This is a genomic window from Paraburkholderia sp. RCC_158, assembly GCF_041355255.1.
Taxonomy (GTDB): domain Bacteria; phylum Pseudomonadota; class Gammaproteobacteria; order Burkholderiales; family Burkholderiaceae; genus Paraburkholderia; species Paraburkholderia graminis.
The window spans coordinates 12,146-28,089 of record NZ_JBFUPM010000031.1 but is presented as its reverse complement, the minus strand read 5'-3'; the positions used below and the strand labels follow the sequence as shown (position 1 = coordinate 28,089).

Sequence of the window (15,944 nt, the reverse complement as noted above, 5' to 3'; positions counted from 1 at the left end):
GGTCAGTCTCCAGTTTGGAGGCGCACGGTTATCCAGCTACATGAGCGCCGGCATGTAGCAGGTATGGCAGGAGCGTTTTTGCCTGACTTCAGCCGTACTGGGTCAGGGGCACAGGACCGATCGTCGTCCCTGTAAGGACAGAGGTCCGCGCGGAATTTCTCGACGAAGTCTTCCGACTTCCGATGAAAGAGTGATCGGGATGCACTGGGCATCGAGGGCAGGAGCGCGACCCTGTTGCGTCGCCCCGTGGTCAGCTGTCTTGCTGACGGCAGCCACTGCGCCTGATGATGCAACCGAGCCAGTGGCCCTGATGCATGTTTGCTGGTTCTTCATCACTGTGCCCGGCATCGAATAATCGATGCGCTGTCTTTTATCGTTCTGTTTTGAACTACACCCGCTTTTTTATGACTCTACGGAAGATGGACTGTGAGAACCGTGGGACATCGAACATTTACGATTGCGTCCGTGAACCGTTCTGTCGGCAAGCGCTCATTCATAGCAAGGGCAAGTGCCCATGACACTTGCGGCGGCGGTCGTCATGTCGGTGGATCAACGTCGCCGTCGGGCCCGTCCACGAAGAGCCCTCGAAACGCCATGGCCTGGGGCGCCTCACCTACCGCCATGAGTTGGACGTTGACCCCTTGTCGGCCCGCATTGCCCGCTTGCACAATACAGCTTTGGTCTGCAGCGAAAACCGCGAATTATTATCGATGCAGTCCCAAGTCTTTATCGCCGCTGGTACAGCGGCCGGCAAACGGCACGGAGGGGGACGGCCATCGAAGGCTTGTATTGGCAACCGGGCGCTTCATCCCCGTCTGCTTCTCGCATGCCGCAGAGCCGTACGCGCGGCTCTCTGTCCGCTGGCTTCAATTGGGCACCGCTTCAAGGACGGTCGCCAATCTCGGCCCCGCTGGTCTGGCGCCATCCCAGCCAGGAGTGCAGCGGCAGGTTCAGTTTTTGTGTTGCCGCTTGTTCGTCTGCGGTGCCCGAATAACTTTACCCTAGCCCCGTTTCAACACGCCGCTCATGGAACCGAACGTGCAGATCTCGCGCATCCACCTCTCGGACGGGACATCACGCCTTCACACACGAAAGTTACGGCCAAGAACCGGTCAAGCAAGTCAGTATGATTCCCGTGAGGCGAGGCTAGCCGCCGTGCGGATGTAAGCGCGGGTTAGCATCGCTGCCAGAGCCACATTGAGTGGGGATGGACCGCCGCTCAACGGTCTATTTCCGGCACGGAGGCTAGCATGCAAGACGATAGCACGTTGTACGTAGGGCTTGACGTTCACAAGGATTCGATCATGGTTGCCTATGCGGTCGATATGAGCGAGGTGGAACTGCTCGGCAAGATCGGCACGACACAGATCGAAGTCGATCGCCTATGCAAACGACTGCAGTCCAAAGGGCGCCAAATCCGCGTGGTCTATGAGGCCGGCCCCTGCGGTTATGGCCTGTACCGCCAGCTCATCGACAAGGGTTTCGACTGCATGGTTTGTGCACCATCGCTGATTCCGCGCAAACCGGGCGAGCGCGTCAAGACTGACCGGCGCGACGCGATCAAGCTGGTGCGCTCTCTGCGCGCGAGTGATCTGTCTGCCGTGCACGTACCGACCGTGGAGGGCGAAGCGTTTCGCGACCTTGCCCGTGCCTGGTCATCAGCGAGAGAAGACCTCAAGCAGGCGCTGAGATGGATAGTTGTGCGTACTTGCGGAACATTCGGCACACGTCACCTCTGCACATACGCCGGTGGGGCCGAGCTGTCGGTGAAGGCACGCGACCTGCATAACGGGGGCCCAACGTTCGTTTCGCTATCCTTCAAGGCGCCCCGCGCGTTGAAGACGGGGTTGGATTTTCGCATACGCTGACCGGCATGGACCGTTAGTTGCGTGCTGCGCCGGCGCTTCTTTCTGTGGTGAGCTTTTTCGGGATTAGCAAATGCCCCCGCATGACGAGCAGTCCCGAAGTTGCCACCCTCGCTCGTTGGCACGGCCAGCGTTGCATCGACAGCTAATTCGGTCGTCGCGAAGTGCTCCGCGTAACGAGCGCCGTAAATGGCACACTGCAGAAACCGGCGGCCATCGCAATTGACAATCTACATAACAGCCATTCATCGGAAGTAAAGAGCGGGCAAAGTCATTCTGTCAAGGCCTATTACTTTGAATACCTTAAGACACTCACAGCGGCCTTAGTACCTTCGAATGAAAGAAAGTAACTCGATAAGACTAGCTTTGCAGGCCACAGCCTTCGCATTGGCCACGATGGGAACTGCCAACGCCTCAGGCTGCCTCAAGGGCGCGGTCGTCGGCGGGTCGCCAAACACTACGCGGGCCACCATGTCGTCGTCGGTGCGCTCGGCGGTTGCATGGTCGGCAGGCACCTCGCGAAGCAGCACGCTCAAGAGCAGGCTCAACAGCAAGCCGCACACCGTCAGGCAGCACGAGCGAAATAAAAGGTCGCCGGCTTGATGTCCCCGGTGGAATCAGGAAATCGCTGGTCCACCGGGCAACTGACAACTACGATTAGGTCGTCAACTCGGCGACAGACTCGACTGCGGCCACCGGAGCGGCCGCGGTCGCGCTCGTCTGCGGTGTCAATTTCACCGAAGACTTTTTGGCCGACGCTTTCTTTGCCGGCACCTTCACGCCCACAGCGTTCTTGGCAACAGTTTTCTTCGCCGTCGGGGCTTTCTTGGCAGCAGCCTTGGTGGCCACCGGCTTCTTGTCGCCCGCGGTAGCGCCGTCAATCAGGAACTTCGTCCGGTCCTTTGCATTCGCAATCCACGCTGGCGCGCGGCCACGCCCACTCCATGTCGTCGCGCTCTTAGGGTCACGATAGAGTGCTGGCTGCTGCCCGCGCAGGTAATTGCCGACAGCTTTTACTCGGCTTGCAACCTTCGCCGTCTTCTTGCCGGCAGGTTTGGCCTTGCCCGCAGTCCCCTTGGTTCCAGCTACCGTCGCTGGAGCGCCATCTGCAATCAGGAATTTCGTCCGGTCCTTCACGTTGGCAATCCACGCAGGCGGCCGCGCATGACCACTCCACGTTTCGCCTGTTTTTGGATTCAGATACTTGGGAGGTAACTTGCCCTTTGTCTTCGCCGTTCCTTGCGCTGCGTTATTCGCAGCCTTGGCGCCCGGCTTGGGTCCACGCTTTTTGCCGCCAGCGTGCGCATCAATGTCGGCAGTCGTTAGTCCGTGTTCTGCCATCAAGCTCTTAATCTTCTCGATAACAGCGCTCGACTTTTTCGCGAGCAGCGCGTCGGCTTGCGATTGCAGTCGCTGGATTTTTGCTTGCAAGGATTCCAAGGTCGCCATTCGCACCTCCGCAGTTGAGATGTCAAACTATGCCATGTTGACGAGGAGGTCGGCTAGTCACACACGAGGCCGAGCAGGGAGAGTCGGCTGGTCCGCGTCGTGTTTCCTCCTTCGACAAACAGAACAGGGCGGCGGCTTCCAGGTATCAGAGTCGTTAAATCACCTGAAAACCCAGTGTCTTCTGGGCCGCGTTTGCTACGGGTGCCAAACAAACAGTGCGGAACCAACGATGGGTCGGGCGGCACGTGCGCCAACTCAATTAGATTCCCACGAATTGCTTGCGAATTGCATCCTTGAGAACGTAGTGCAAAGTCGTCATTCCGAGCACTGAAGCGACGATGATAGTAATCCAGGAGTCTGCATCAAGTGGGACCATACCGAGCGCATTTTGCAAGGGTGGCCAATAAACTGCCGCAAGATGAAGCAGCGGGGCTGTGGCCAAAAGTGTAGTCTGTGCGGTGGCGGCCATTCGCCGCCTCGCGTCAATGGCACGGCGGTGTTTCCGGGTGGAGTAGCAGGTATGGCACCGACTGCCTTTCTGCATAACCTGAAGCACAACGGCGTCATGCATGAAGTCAACATCTTCTTGCCGGCACGACGGATAACGTTCCCCACATAGCGGACGATAGGAAAGCCACCGTCGTCGACCTGGGACATGGATGCTATGCCGTCACCGTGCGCCATGGGTTTATGGAGATTCCCAACGTCCCGGCGATTCTGGAGCTCGCCCAACAGCAGATGCCGAACTGGCACTACGAAGCCTCAGACACGTCATTCTTCCTCGCGCGCGACACGATTATGGCGACCGGCGCAAGCAAGGCGATGCCGCCATGGCGCGAGAAGCTGTTCGCATTTCTCGCGCGAAACGCAGCGCACGGGGCGGAATATTACAGCCTGCCTGCAAACCGCTTGGTGGAAATGGGCGGCCAGATTAACCTCTAAACTGGTGTGCGGACAGACTTCCAGACCACGAGGCTCCCGTGCAGTTCAGCATCCTTCGCCACCACTCAGTTCCGGGTGTAACCGGATGTGCAACAACGGCAGCCAGCGTCCCGGAAACGTCGCGGCAATCCGGCTTATTCGCGGCGGCTCACCTGCCAGAATCACATAACGTATTCTGACTGCGGTGCCGAAGGCCGTGCGCGCATCAAGGCAAACCCATCGCTGGGCAAGCAGTAGCGTCGCTGCACTAAACAGGTCAAAGGCCACCGGTGAAATACCACCCGTGGTCAGCGTTGCAGCAACGCAAAATATCAGCGCACTGACTTCGGTTATGACCAACGCCGCCAGCAGGACCGTCAGTCATGCCTTGAGCCGGGTTCTGCAAACAACCATGGATGGTCTCCCCTACCTGTTCGGGCGGCGTTTCTTTTCTGTGGTGCATTCGGTTCCAGTCGCTCTGACGGTGGCATCAACGGTGCGCAGCCGCCATATGGAGTTACGAAATCCCGACGCACTGAAGAATTGCGCTAAAGCCGTGGGACCACAGGAACGGCATCGTCGGAAAGATGGCGCCGACCGAGAACAGGCAGAACGAGACGGCAGCAGCCGACCACGGGTTGCCGCCCAGCTCCGCCGGGTCCAGTCCAAGTTCCTCCCGTGTCAACGTGTCAAGAGCCTTATCCTTGTCGCGCATCATCTGTGACGCCACGCGCTTCGCCTCATCAGCTTTGAGCCCTTTCGCGCGGTAAATCAGCGCAAGCTCGTGCTCCTCGGCCTCGGGCGACATCTCCAGCTCCTCGGCTTCCTTCGCAATCTGGGTGCTGGCGAGCTCCCGGGCGTTCGTCACCGACAGCCATTCGCCCAGTGCCATCGAGCAGGCGCCCGCTATCAGACCAGCCAGCCCTGTCAGCAGTATTGCCTTGTTGCCAGTTCCCGCACCGGCGACGCCCATAATCAGACAGAAGTTGGAGACGAGGCCGTCGTTCGCGCCCAGCACCGCTGCGCGCAGGTCGTTGCCCGACGACACTCCCTTATGCCACGACTCCGCTGCGGCGATACGCGCGCCTTGCGACATGTCCCGGTCGCCGCCATGGGCCAGCGTCTGAACCACTGCGGCGTGGTGATGCTCGTCGGCTGACATGCGCCCGGCGTCCGGTTGTCCGTGATACTTGTTGCGGTCCGCGTACTCCGCCGCAGCAAGCGTGGGCAAGACGAAACCTGCACCGAAGAACCGGACCAGTGTCTGCATCAGGCGTGTCTTGACGGCCGGACCGGTTCCCTTCGTAGAAATCCCGTTGGCTTTAAGCTTTTCCGCCCACAACTGCGCGTGCTCACGCTCTGACTTGGCCAGGTCGCTGTACACCTGCTTACGGGTCTCGTCCTTCTCGACGCTGGCAAGCGTTTCATATAGCGCGGCGCTATGGAGTTCATCAGAGAAGTTTGCCTTGAACCGGTTTATTTCCTGTTTCGATGCCATAGGGAAGTCCGTGCAAGATTTTTTCTGCACGTAGCGTAGTTGATTCAGGAGACCTTATTCATAATGTCCCTAAACCGCGCCCTAACCGAGAACGCCAACGGTTCTCATGCCGATTCGGGCGGCATCCGCATCCTGGCGTCAATTGGCGGCAGAAAGGCCCCGGCTGAACCCGTCAGAACACAATATTGGTGCGCACACCCATCACCGCTTCATGGCCCACCGGCTGCGATGCGTTCTCCGGATTCGGGATGCCACCCGCCGACGGAACGCGTACTGGAAGTCCGCCTCCAACTGCCACCATGGCGTGACCTGATACAGATACGTCGCCTCGATGATGGTCTCGGCGCTGCGCACCGGATACCCGGGCGTGGTGAACGCGCCCGTATCGCTATCGAGTCCTCGCGCATGCGAGCCAATCTTCGCATAGCCCACTGCGAGCCCTGCGATGTCGTTGTCGCGCCCCTTGAACGGCGCCTTCAACGTCACGCCACCGTTCACGCCCAGGTCTACCAGGTTGCGGTCGCCTGGTGCGCCCATGACTCTCGCAAATACGCCGACCGACTGCGGGCTGTCCGCACCCGGACGCCAGACCATCTGGTCAGCAACGGCATAGAAGCTATAGTCGCCGCGATGACTTGCCGCCACCCCGGTACTTGCCGGATTCGCCAGCGACTGTCCGGAAGTGTCGAAGCGCGGGTCCGCAAAACGTTGCGTGTTGTACCAGAAGCCCAGCTTGTAGGTTCCAGGCAAACCGCCCTGCTGTGCGTCCGTCGGATTAGCCGGGGACTGATTGATGGCGTACTGCACCTCGCCGATGAACAGCGCGCCGTTGTGCAGGTTGAAATTGGTGCCGTGGCTGTTCAGTTTCTGCGGGTCACCGACATCGCTGCCCGCAGGATTGCCGTCGAACACACCAGCCAGCACGGTCCACGAGTCGGAAGATTTTATGCGCAGCCGCACGCCCAGCGACGACAGCGGGTAGGCCAGACCGCCGGCAGGCATATCGACCGACGGCAGAATCGGCCAGCCGAACGTCAGGTTCATGAACGACATGGCGTACTGGCTCACCATGAATTCCTGGTCGAGACTCTGCTGACCGACCTTCACATCCACTTTCCCTGACAGCAACGACTGCTGGTACCACAGTTCCCAGAGCCGGGCCGTGTCATCGGCTTCGATGCCGCTCGCGCTTTGCAGCGTCAGCAGATTGCGCTGACTGAGGCGGGTGCCATGAATCTGCAACGCCGATGCATTGAAGGTGCCGCCGCCCGGCAGCCCGAACGCCTTTTGCGTGTCCACCACGACACCGAATTGCGTGAGCCCGTCGTAGGCGCCACCGCGTTTGACACCCCCGGAGAGGTTACTCAGGTATTCACTGGTTTCCTGCAGGCTGAGCGTCACACCGTGGTCGCCGAGCCAGGGCTGCAGGCCACCCATGCCACCGAAAAGTGTCGCACGGTCCCGGAAACCGGTCGGCGCAGGCGGTGCCGCCTCCGTCTTCGCCGCGTCCGTTCCGGATGGCGTCGACGACGGCGCGGCCTCGGCGGGCGTGGCGGCAGGCGCGGCTTCGTTGCTCGCCTGGGCGAGCGCGGGTTGCACAAGGCCCAGAGACAGCAGGCAGGTCAGGCTGAGGGGAGCACCGGACATCAGCAATGTGGTCTTGAGGTTTTTCTTCATGACAACTGGAGGCGAGATTATCAGGCGGACAAATCCGTTCGTTTTATGGATATCACACGCAATGTGTGGCGGAACCGTGACTGGGCCTTGTTCAGGAGAACCACCAGCTCAGTCGTAACGAGCGGCCCAGCTCTTTGCCGACGGAGGAGGTGCACAACATCGCGCCCAAGGCGGAAGCGGCTAACGTGACGGCGACAATCGCGTACCCGGTAGGCGTTAAAGGGTTGTCTGCACAGGCCACCCGAAGTGCAGCGCGCACGGCCATCTTTCCGGCCCGACGCAGGTGGCTTGCTGCTGCCGACCTGTGGGTTCCGTCGGCGTGACCTATGACGCCGGCGCGTGTCGCTGCCGACGCCTGCGTCGAAACGACAATGAGATGCGCGCGGGCGGCAACCCGTAGCGGGTGTGGCGCATGCACAGCGCCACACAAAGACGTAACAAATGATTTGACGAACATAGCCTCACTCCCGTCTAGCCTGACCAAGTCAGGCGACGTATAAAGACGTGATGGCGTCTCGCAAGTGAACTTGCGAAAGGCGGCCAAACAGAGGGAGCGTGCTGCTGACAGACCGGCAGAAAGCCAGTCAGTGATGAAGCGCGCTAACCCGACGAAAGCGAGTTAGCGGCGAAGGAGTGTTCCTGCGGCGGCTATCTCGCGGTTACTTCGCCAGCACAGGCCGGCATGGGACTTCCACTACTGGAGCATGCGTCCACGAGGGACTCCTTTTGATGAGACCGGCGGATTGTATTCGGCACGCGTGTCAAACGGCAAGTAAAAAAAGCACAAAGGACATCGCATTCCGAAACTCACTCCAGATTCTCCGGACAAACGATTGCGCTTCACCTGCTGCACCATCCGGATTCTTTCGCAACCCTTTCGTGCTGTCATTCGGAAAGGCTGTGCGGTGTCGAGAAATTATATTCGCTCTGCTTAGCGAATCATGTTGACTTCAGTTTCGCGCGCCGCCTAAAATTCGAAAATCCTCACGAACGGGGCTGATGCCTTGGACACCTGCAATAGTCGACCTTCGAACAGTTTCGCTGCCTGACCGGCAGGACGTCCGCGCTCTTTTGACCCAGCCGCCGTCCTGCCCTCAGGCAGACGGTGCGCGCCATAGTTACCCTCTCCGTGCACCCTTATTAGCGCCACATGGCCGCAGCGTTTGCGCGTCCGTGGGCACCGCGTCGCGAGCGTCAACTCGCGGCTGCGTTCGCCCGCGCCTGTCTGATTCACTGGCGAGGGCTGACGCGTGGAGCAACACGCATCTACTAACCGCAGACAAGGAGCCGCCATGCCGGACAGTGACAGTTATCCCATATGCCGCTCACCTTTATGTTTGCCTTAGGAAAGCGAGTAGACCTTCGTCGATGCGCGCATAGTGCGCCCGACCTCCAGGTCTGCTGGCTTTCCGCGAACCGCGTCAAGCCAGACGCCTGGAGAAATATCATGCACTTCGGCCTCCTTGTGCCGCAACTGCCGCACGTTGAAGAATCGGGCGTCCACTACGACGCCATGCTTGCCCTGCGCGCCAACGAACCGCACAGGCTCGCTGCATTCTGGCAGCGCCTTAAAACTCTCGTTTCGTAACCGCCCGCGCCCTTTTCCGCGATACGCATGCGACGCCGTCGTTCAGACGGTACATGCCCTTACGTATGCCGGAGGCGCGCAGTTTCCTTTCAATAACCAGAATCGGGGAAGAAGAATGGCCACTCCCGCTAACGTCTCACCGCCACGCAGCGCCGTGCTTGACACTGCGCATGTCGGCGACATCAAGGGTGCACTCGGCACCATTGCCCACCACGACACCGCCCCCCCCACCGGCTGGTGGGCACGCTTCCGAACGCTGCTCGCCATTCTCGGCCCCGGTCTCATCGTGATGGTCGGCGACAACGATGCCGGTGCCTTTGGCACGTACACCCAGGCTGGGCAGAACTACGGCAGCACGTTGCTGTGGACTATGCTGCTGCTCGTGCCCGTCCTCTTCGTCAATCAGGAAATGGTGGTGCGACTGGGTGCTGTCACCGGTGTCGGCCACGCGCGCCTCATCTTCGAACGCTTCGGTAAATTCTGGGGTGCCTTCAGCGTCGTCGACCTGTTTATCCTCAATGCGCTCACGATTGTGACCGAGTTCATCGGCATCACCTTCGTCCTCGACTTCTTTGGTATCTCCAAGGTTCTGGGGGTCTGCATTGCTGCGGCGCTAACGATGGCCGCCGTCAGCACAGGCAACTTCAGGCGGTTCGAACGCTTTGCCGTCGTACTGTGTCTCCTGAGTCTGCCGCTGGTGCCGGTGCTGGTATCGATTCACCCGCCGGTTGGCCAGATGACGCACGATTTCTTCATACCCAACTGGCCCGCCCATTCGAAGCTGAGCGATGTAATGCTGCTTGTCATCGGCATCGTCGGCACGACGGTCGCGCCGTGGCAACTGTTCTTCCAGCAGAGCTACATCGTCGACAAACGTATCACGCCGCGCTTCATGAAGTACGAGAAAGCGGACCTGTGGATTGGCATTGTGTTCGTGCTGACTGGCGCGGTGGCGATGATTTCATTCTGTGCGGCGCTGTACGCCGGCAAGCCTGAATTCGGCAATTTCGTGGACGCAGGTGGCGTGATTGGAGGCCTGGAAAAATACGCCGGTCGTACGTCAGCCACCCTCTTCGCCGTGGCTCTGCTCGATGCCTGCATCATCGGCGCTGCTGCCGTGTCTCTGTCGACCGCCTACGCGATTGGCGATGTGTTCAGGATTCGCCACTCGCTGCATCGTCCCGTGTCCGACGCGAAGGGTTTCTATGTCGTCTACTTCGGCATTGTTGCCGCCGCTGCAGCGCTTGTGCTGATTCCCGGCAGCCCGCTCGGAATCCTGACCGAAGCAGTGCAGACGCTCGCGGGCGTCCTGCTTCCCAGCGCAACGGTCTTTTTGCTGCTGTTGTGCAACGACGAGGCCATATTGGGTCCCTGGGTGAACTCAAGGAAGCTGAACCTGTTCACTGGCGCCGTCGTCTGGATACTCGTGATGCTGTCGATTATCCTCATCGCGTCGGTCATGTACCCGGACATCACCGGTCGAACCATTCTTGAGCTCCTGGGCGGGGGAACGTTGCTCGCCGTTGCGGGGTTCGCGGGAACGGCTTTTTTGCGCAAGCTCCGGCACGAGCCCGCGACCGGGGCTGTTCACGATGACGGGGTGGCCTGGCCAAAGGAGGCCCGCGACACGTGGCGTATGCCGGCCCTGAATGAGCTGCCCCCGCCGAAGCTGACGCTGTCCAACCGCGTCTGGATGGGGGTGTTGCGCGGCTATCTCCTGGTGGCGGTCGCGCTGCTCATCGTCAAGGTCGTCCAGATGACTGTGCAGCTGTAGAGAAATCGCGTCGCCCGCTGCGCAACTGACTGGCAGGGGCGACCCACGCAGAATGGCTTGTCAGATTGGGGGCTGTTCATTGGGTCTTGTGCGCATGCGATACGTCGTCCGTTTTCGAATTAGGCGTGCCGCCGCAGGCACGAATCGACTCAGCCAACATGACTCTCCATTTCACCCTGCGGCTGCTCGCCCCGCCTTTGCGTGTGGCGTGGTCATCGGCCTCGAGCGCCAGATGCGCCAGCGCACCGCCGGTCTGCGGACCATCACGCTCGTGGCTAGTGGTTCATGCCTGTTCGTTACCTCGGGGTACTGACCGGCAACGGAACCACGGGACTGACGCAGATTGCTGCTCATGTCGTCTCCGGCGTTGGTTTTCTCGGCGATCGTCGCATTGGACACACAGCCGCTCGATGCCGGACGCGTTGCCGAATTCACGTTCCGGCGTAATGGCGGGCAGCGCGAATTGCAACTGGCGATATACCACTACACGCGGGCGCGTGCCTTCGGGCGAATCGCGGCGCTCCTCGATTCATTGACGCCGGAGCAACGGGCTGCGGCGGAGCGCGAGCCGGCGTTCCTGCTGGTGCGATGCGATCTGTCGACGAACCAACGCGAGCGCTGCAGCATGTGCGGTAGTGTCGCGATAAGGCTGACAAGGCCTGATCAACTGGTTGCTAGCTTCGACGCTGATTTTGTACACAGCGGTCGAACAAGCCCGAGGCGCACATCGATGTCGAGCACTGCGTGCTGATGATGCTGCGATATGTTTCGGTATGCGAAGATGAAGGTATCAACAGGTCGAACACGATCGCGACGCTGGGCAGAGCGTCGACGATGCTGCGAAAGGCCCGGACGTGAGATCAGTTTTGGCAGTGCCGGCTTTGTCGCGGTAAGAATCGAAGGTCGAGCGAGATCGATATGAAAAGTACTGCTTACGTTGCCGGTTCGTAGAATTGATCGGCAGCGGACCGATGGGTCCCGCGAGCACACTTCATCTGCCCTTTCACGATCATGTGCATGAACTCGATGCCGGCCAAAAGGATCCGGGCACAGCGAAAAGTTTTGAACCCCAGCATGGGGCGCGTGCGTCGCTTGATCGCCCGATGGTCCTGCTCGACAACATTGTTGAGGTATTTTGACTGGCGGATCCTGATGGGCGTTTCACGATCATCATTGAGCGCTTCGAGTGCGGCGAGATTGGCGCCGCTTTTGTCAATGGTGACGGTCTCGGGCACGCCATTCTGGGCGATCAACTTCTCAAAGTAACGCCGGGCTGCAGTCTTGTCCCGACGGGCGCGTATCAGAAAGTCAATGGTGTTGCCGTCCTTGTCGACGGCCCGGTAAAGATACCGCCATTCGCCCTCGACGCGAACGTACGTCTCGTCCATGCGTCAGCTCTTGCCAACTGGCCGCTTGCGCAGGCGGAACGCTTTCTCCAGCACCGGCAGCAGCTTGACGGCCCAGCGGTGCACAGTCGAATGATCGACCGAAACGCCGCACTCAGCCATCATTTCTTCGAGGTGCCGCAGGCTCAGTGGATAGGCCACGTACCAGCGCACGCTAGTCAGGATCACGTCGAGCGGATAATGCAGGCGTTTGAGCACTAGGGCCACCGCCGGATTCAGCTTCGTCATCGAGCTTTCGGTCGTTCATGTCATTCCGCGCATCATACCGGTTCGCCTTATCGCAACAGAACCAAGTAATGTCCCACGAGTACAACCGCTTCGGCGCAGAGCGCGCGCTGTTTGCTGTGCGCGAGCGCCGGCCGTTCGCTGCGCCCGGTGGGCGACCTGGTTCGCTTCGTGTAGCACCCGGTAGAACGTCGATTCTAACGCTTCGACGCTTTTACCGTTGAATGCATTGCTTTATCGCATCGCCATACCAAATAGCTCAACTGGTACAAACTCTACGGCAGTACAACAAATTTCGTCCTGCGTGACGGCCCGCCTTGCGGCTCACGATTAAAGCGTTCGCGATCGGGGCGCTCGTCACGACCCCACCGGGCAAGCTACAGCGTCGCCGTTACTCCGCCATCCACGTAAAGAATGTGGCCGTTCACGAAGTTCGACGCGTCGCTCGCCAGAAACACAGCGGCGCCGACGAGATCTTCCACATCGCCCCAGCGTCGCGATGGCGTGCGTCCAATCAACCACTCGCTGAACGTTTCATCGTTGACGAGCGCCTCGGTTAGCTCCGTCTTGAAATAGCCCGGCCCAAGTCCATTGACCTGGATGCCATGTTGCCCCCAGTCGATTGCCATGCCTTTCGTCAGCATCTTCACCGCACCCTTGCTCGCGGTGTAGGCAGCGATATTGGGACGGCCCAGTTCGCTTTGCACCGAACAGATGTTGACGATCTTCCCGCGCTTGCGAGCAATCATGTGCCGCGCGACCGCCCGACCAACCAGGAACACGCTGTCGACATTGGTCCTCATCAATTCTTCCCATTGGGCATAGGAAAACTGTTCGAGCGGCGCACGGCGTTGCATGCCGGCGTTGTTGACAAGAATGTTGATCGCACCGACGCCGCGTTCTATATCGGCGACCGCAGCGTCGACCTCAGTGGCCGATGTCACATCGAAACTCGCGGCGTGAACGGTCGCGCCTTCATCGCGCAAACGGCTGACAGCCTCTGCCAACCTCGTCGCATTGCGACCATTCAGAATCACTTCGGCGCCGGCACCTGCCAATCCTTTGGCCAGCGCATAACCGATACCCGTACTCGACCCGGTAACCAGAGCACGACGCCCCGACAGATCGAACATCTTCAGATTGTTGTTCAACTCAACTCCTCTTCAACGCTAATTCATCCGACTTCAGTCCAGCCACGTCCAGCGTGCCTAGCCATTGCATGACCTCTCTGAGACCGCACGCGCTGCGCAGCGAAGCGGAAGAAGGTGGAGCACACCATCTTCCCCTACAGTTGACTCGAGCGTTGCAAATTGATCCGCCACCAATGCCGCTGGAAAACTCATGATCCAGCCGCCCAGAAACCCGTGCTATCGATGCCGACAAGGTGATGTCGAGAAACATAAATCTCAGCCCGGCGACACGCGCGCACATGCGCTCCCGATAGCAACGTCGCAACGCGGAACGGTACACCACCATCCATGCGCATCATCCACGAGCTCAGGGAGACGGTCCATCCACGGTTCGCTGTCACGGTCGCACACCGCGATTCCACGACGTATCCTGTCACGGCTTTGCGGCGGGTGATGGTCGTCCCTTTCGATGAAAACGCCCTCCAGCGCCACGGCCATCTCGCGTGCAAGCGCCGACTTGCCAGAGCCTGACACGCCCGTCACCACTACTTTATGTGTCACGTTGCAAATCCAGCCACGTCCTCTCGGCAGGCGATCCAATGAATCGCGCCGGCCATTCGACCGGCAGCGGTGCGAGGATGCAAGCCCACCGCTACGTCACACACTTTCTGCCTCAGGACACCGGCGTGAACTTGAGCTGGTCGATCGGCGTGACCTTGTCGGTCCGGGTCAGGCCATAAGGCGTCTTCGGTCCGAGCCACTTGTCGAAGATACCGCTCATCTCGCCGCTCTGTTCCATCGATGCGAGGGCCTTGTTGACCGCGCTCAGCATGGCCGGCTCGTTCTGCCGCAATCCCACCGCGATCGGCTCGATCAGCATCGGCTCCGACGCAATCGCCACTGCTCCGTCCGTGCCGTCCACCTGCTTCGCGATCTTCGTGGCGGTCATCTGATTGGTCACGAAACCTTTGACCTTGTTCTGTTCGAGTGCCAGAAATGCCGAGCTGGTATCGTGAAACGTCACCGCCTGGCCATCCTTGATCGAGATTGGAATCGACTGAGCGGACGTTGAGCCGTCGGCAGCGCTGATTTTCTGGCCCGCGAAATCGGTCAGTTTCTTGCTCGCGTCCGCCTTCTTCACGACAAGAACTTCCTTGGTGGAGTAGTACGAGTCGCTAAAGGCAATCTGCGTAGCGCGAGTTTTGGTGTAGGCCAGGTTGGCGACCACAATGTCAACGCGCCCCAGCTTCAATTGCGGAATGCGGGCCTCGACAGCCAACGGTTCGAGCTTCGCCTTCACGCCCAACTGTTTCGCCACCGCGTTGCACAGGTCGACGTCCATGCCTTCGAGCTGGCGCGTCTGCGCATTCGGATACGAGAACGGCTCAACGTTCGAATACACACCGCAGCTCAACTCGCCGCGGCCCTTGATATCGGCCAATTGATCGGCATGTGCCGGGGCAATCGATGCAACGGCGCCGCCAACGACCAACATCCCCGCGAAAATCTTCTTTACCTGCATCGTGATGCTCCTGAAGTTTATGTGTAAAGCAATCGACTGCTGATCAACGGTGGTCAAACTGAAACTGAATCTGAATCTGAACCTGTATCTGTGCCGCGAAAGCCATACCGCCTTGCTTGCTTCAATGCTTGCCTCAATGCGAGCGAAGATCGGACAGGAATCGCTGCGCCCGCTCGTGTTTCGGGCGCAAGAAAAATTCCTCCGGCTCAGCCGTTTCGAGAATCTTCCCTGCGTCCATAAACCAGACGCGATCGGCAACCTCGCGCGCAAACCCCATCTCGTGCGTGACGCACATCATCGTCATGCCTTCCTGCGCGAGGCGCTTCATCACGTTCAACACTTCGCCGACCATCTCGGGATCGAGCGCGCTGGTAGGTTCGTCGAACAACATTGCCGGCGGATCCATCGCCAATGCTCTCGCAATCGCCACACGCTGCTGCTGGCCACCGGACAATTGCGGCGGAAACGCACTGGCCTTGTTCGACAGGCCAACGCGCGCGAGCAAATCCGCCGCTTTACGTTCCGCATCCGCGCGCTTGAGGCCGTGCACGCGCATCGGCGAAAGCGTGATGTTGTCCAGCACCGACAGATGCGGAAACAGGTTGAATTGCTGAAACACGAAGCCGACACGGCTGCGGTAAGCATTCAGACCCAGCTTCTTGTCGTGAATGTTTTGACCGTCGAAGAAGATCTGCCCGCGGTTGATCTCCTCGAGCCGGTTAACGGTGCGAATCAGCGTCGACTTACCCGATCCTGATGGTCCGCAGACCACCACGACTTCGCCTTTGCGGACTTCGGCGTTCACGTCCACGAGAGCGTGATATTCGCCGTACCATTTGTTGACGCTGGAAAACTTGATCATGCGAAATACCTCGAAGTGATTGAGCGC

Annotated in this window: 9 protein-coding genes and 6 pseudogenes; 7 read left to right on the top strand and 8 right to left on the bottom strand. The window is 59.7% G+C overall.

All coding sequences use genetic code 11. From position 1 onward, the window contains the following. Window positions 1-1,250: 1,250 nt before the first annotated feature. Window positions 1,251-1,685: pseudogene (locus AB6809_RS33230) on the top strand (transposase); the annotation flags it as partial. Between the two features lie 516 nt (window positions 1,686-2,201). Then, window positions 2,202-2,452: pseudogene (locus AB6809_RS33225) on the top strand (hypothetical protein). Window positions 2,453-2,522: 70 nt separating this feature from the next. Here AB6809_RS33225 and AB6809_RS33220 read toward each other — a convergent pair. Beyond that, window positions 2,523-3,314 (bottom strand): H-NS family nucleoid-associated regulatory protein, encoded by a 792-nt coding sequence (locus tag AB6809_RS33220; protein ID WP_371028145.1) that lies wholly within the window; start codon window positions 3,312-3,314, stop codon window positions 2,523-2,525. A gap of 418 nt (window positions 3,315-3,732) precedes the next feature. Between AB6809_RS33220 and AB6809_RS33215 the strand changes: the two are divergent. Then, a pseudogene (locus AB6809_RS33215) lies at window positions 3,733-4,256 on the top strand (hypothetical protein). Window positions 4,257-4,301: 45 nt separating this feature from the next. Here AB6809_RS33215 and AB6809_RS33210 read toward each other — a convergent pair. The 3 genes and pseudogenes from AB6809_RS33210 to AB6809_RS33200 form a co-directional block, all read right to left on the bottom strand. Next, window positions 4,302-4,595, bottom strand: coding sequence for a hypothetical protein (locus AB6809_RS33210; RefSeq protein ID WP_371028144.1), 294 nt, complete (start codon window positions 4,593-4,595; stop codon window positions 4,302-4,304). 157 nt (window positions 4,596-4,752) lie between these two features. Then, window positions 4,753-5,733 carry a VIT1/CCC1 transporter family protein gene (locus tag AB6809_RS33205; RefSeq protein ID WP_371028143.1) on the bottom strand — a complete coding sequence of 327 codons (981 nt, stop codon included), beginning with the start codon at window positions 5,731-5,733 and terminating at the stop codon, window positions 4,753-4,755. A gap of 172 nt (window positions 5,734-5,905) precedes the next feature. Continuing rightward, window positions 5,906-7,410: pseudogene (locus AB6809_RS33200) on the bottom strand (carbohydrate porin). A 1,447-nt stretch (window positions 7,411-8,857) separates the two neighbouring features. Here AB6809_RS33200 and AB6809_RS33195 point away from each other — a divergent pair. The 4 genes and pseudogenes from AB6809_RS33195 (at window position 8,858) to AB6809_RS33180 (ending at window position 11,523) form a co-directional block, all read left to right on the top strand. Next, window positions 8,858-8,998 carry a hypothetical protein gene (locus AB6809_RS33195; RefSeq protein WP_371028142.1) on the top strand — a complete coding sequence of 47 codons (141 nt, stop codon included), beginning with the start codon at window positions 8,858-8,860 and terminating at the stop codon, window positions 8,996-8,998. 115 nt (window positions 8,999-9,113) lie between these two features. Beyond that, a complete protein-coding gene (locus AB6809_RS33190) occupies window positions 9,114-10,772 on the top strand; it encodes an NRAMP family divalent metal transporter (protein ID WP_371028141.1) in 1,659 nt (552 codons plus the stop codon). Window positions 10,773-10,930: 158 nt separating this feature from the next. Continuing rightward, window positions 10,931-11,153, top strand: a pseudogene (locus tag AB6809_RS33185) (MgtC/SapB family protein); the annotation flags it as partial. Further along, the gene (locus AB6809_RS33180) at window positions 11,125-11,523 is read left to right on the top strand and encodes a tetratricopeptide repeat protein (protein ID WP_371028140.1); all 399 of its coding nucleotides are present in this window, start codon (window positions 11,125-11,127) and stop codon (window positions 11,521-11,523) included. The pseudogene AB6809_RS33185 and the gene AB6809_RS33180, both read left to right, overlap by 29 nt. A gap of 181 nt (window positions 11,524-11,704) precedes the next feature. Here the strand turns inward: AB6809_RS33180 and AB6809_RS33175 are convergent. From AB6809_RS33175 to AB6809_RS33160, 4 genes and pseudogenes are all read right to left on the bottom strand, one after another. After that, window positions 11,705-12,406: pseudogene (locus tag AB6809_RS33175) on the bottom strand (IS6 family transposase). 374 nt (window positions 12,407-12,780) lie between these two features. Next, window positions 12,781-13,536 carry an SDR family NAD(P)-dependent oxidoreductase gene (locus tag AB6809_RS33170; protein ID WP_371028174.1) on the bottom strand — a complete coding sequence of 252 codons (756 nt, stop codon included), beginning with the start codon at window positions 13,534-13,536 and terminating at the stop codon, window positions 12,781-12,783. Between the two features lie 670 nt (window positions 13,537-14,206). Next, window positions 14,207-15,055 (bottom strand): transporter substrate-binding domain-containing protein, encoded by an 849-nt coding sequence (locus tag AB6809_RS33165; protein WP_093641600.1) that lies wholly within the window; start codon window positions 15,053-15,055, stop codon window positions 14,207-14,209. Between the two features lie 133 nt (window positions 15,056-15,188). Further along, complete coding sequence (locus AB6809_RS33160; RefSeq protein WP_371028139.1) at window positions 15,189-15,917, bottom strand: amino acid ABC transporter ATP-binding protein; 729 nt, start codon at window positions 15,915-15,917, stop codon at window positions 15,189-15,191. Window positions 15,918-15,944: the final 27 nt, after the last annotated feature.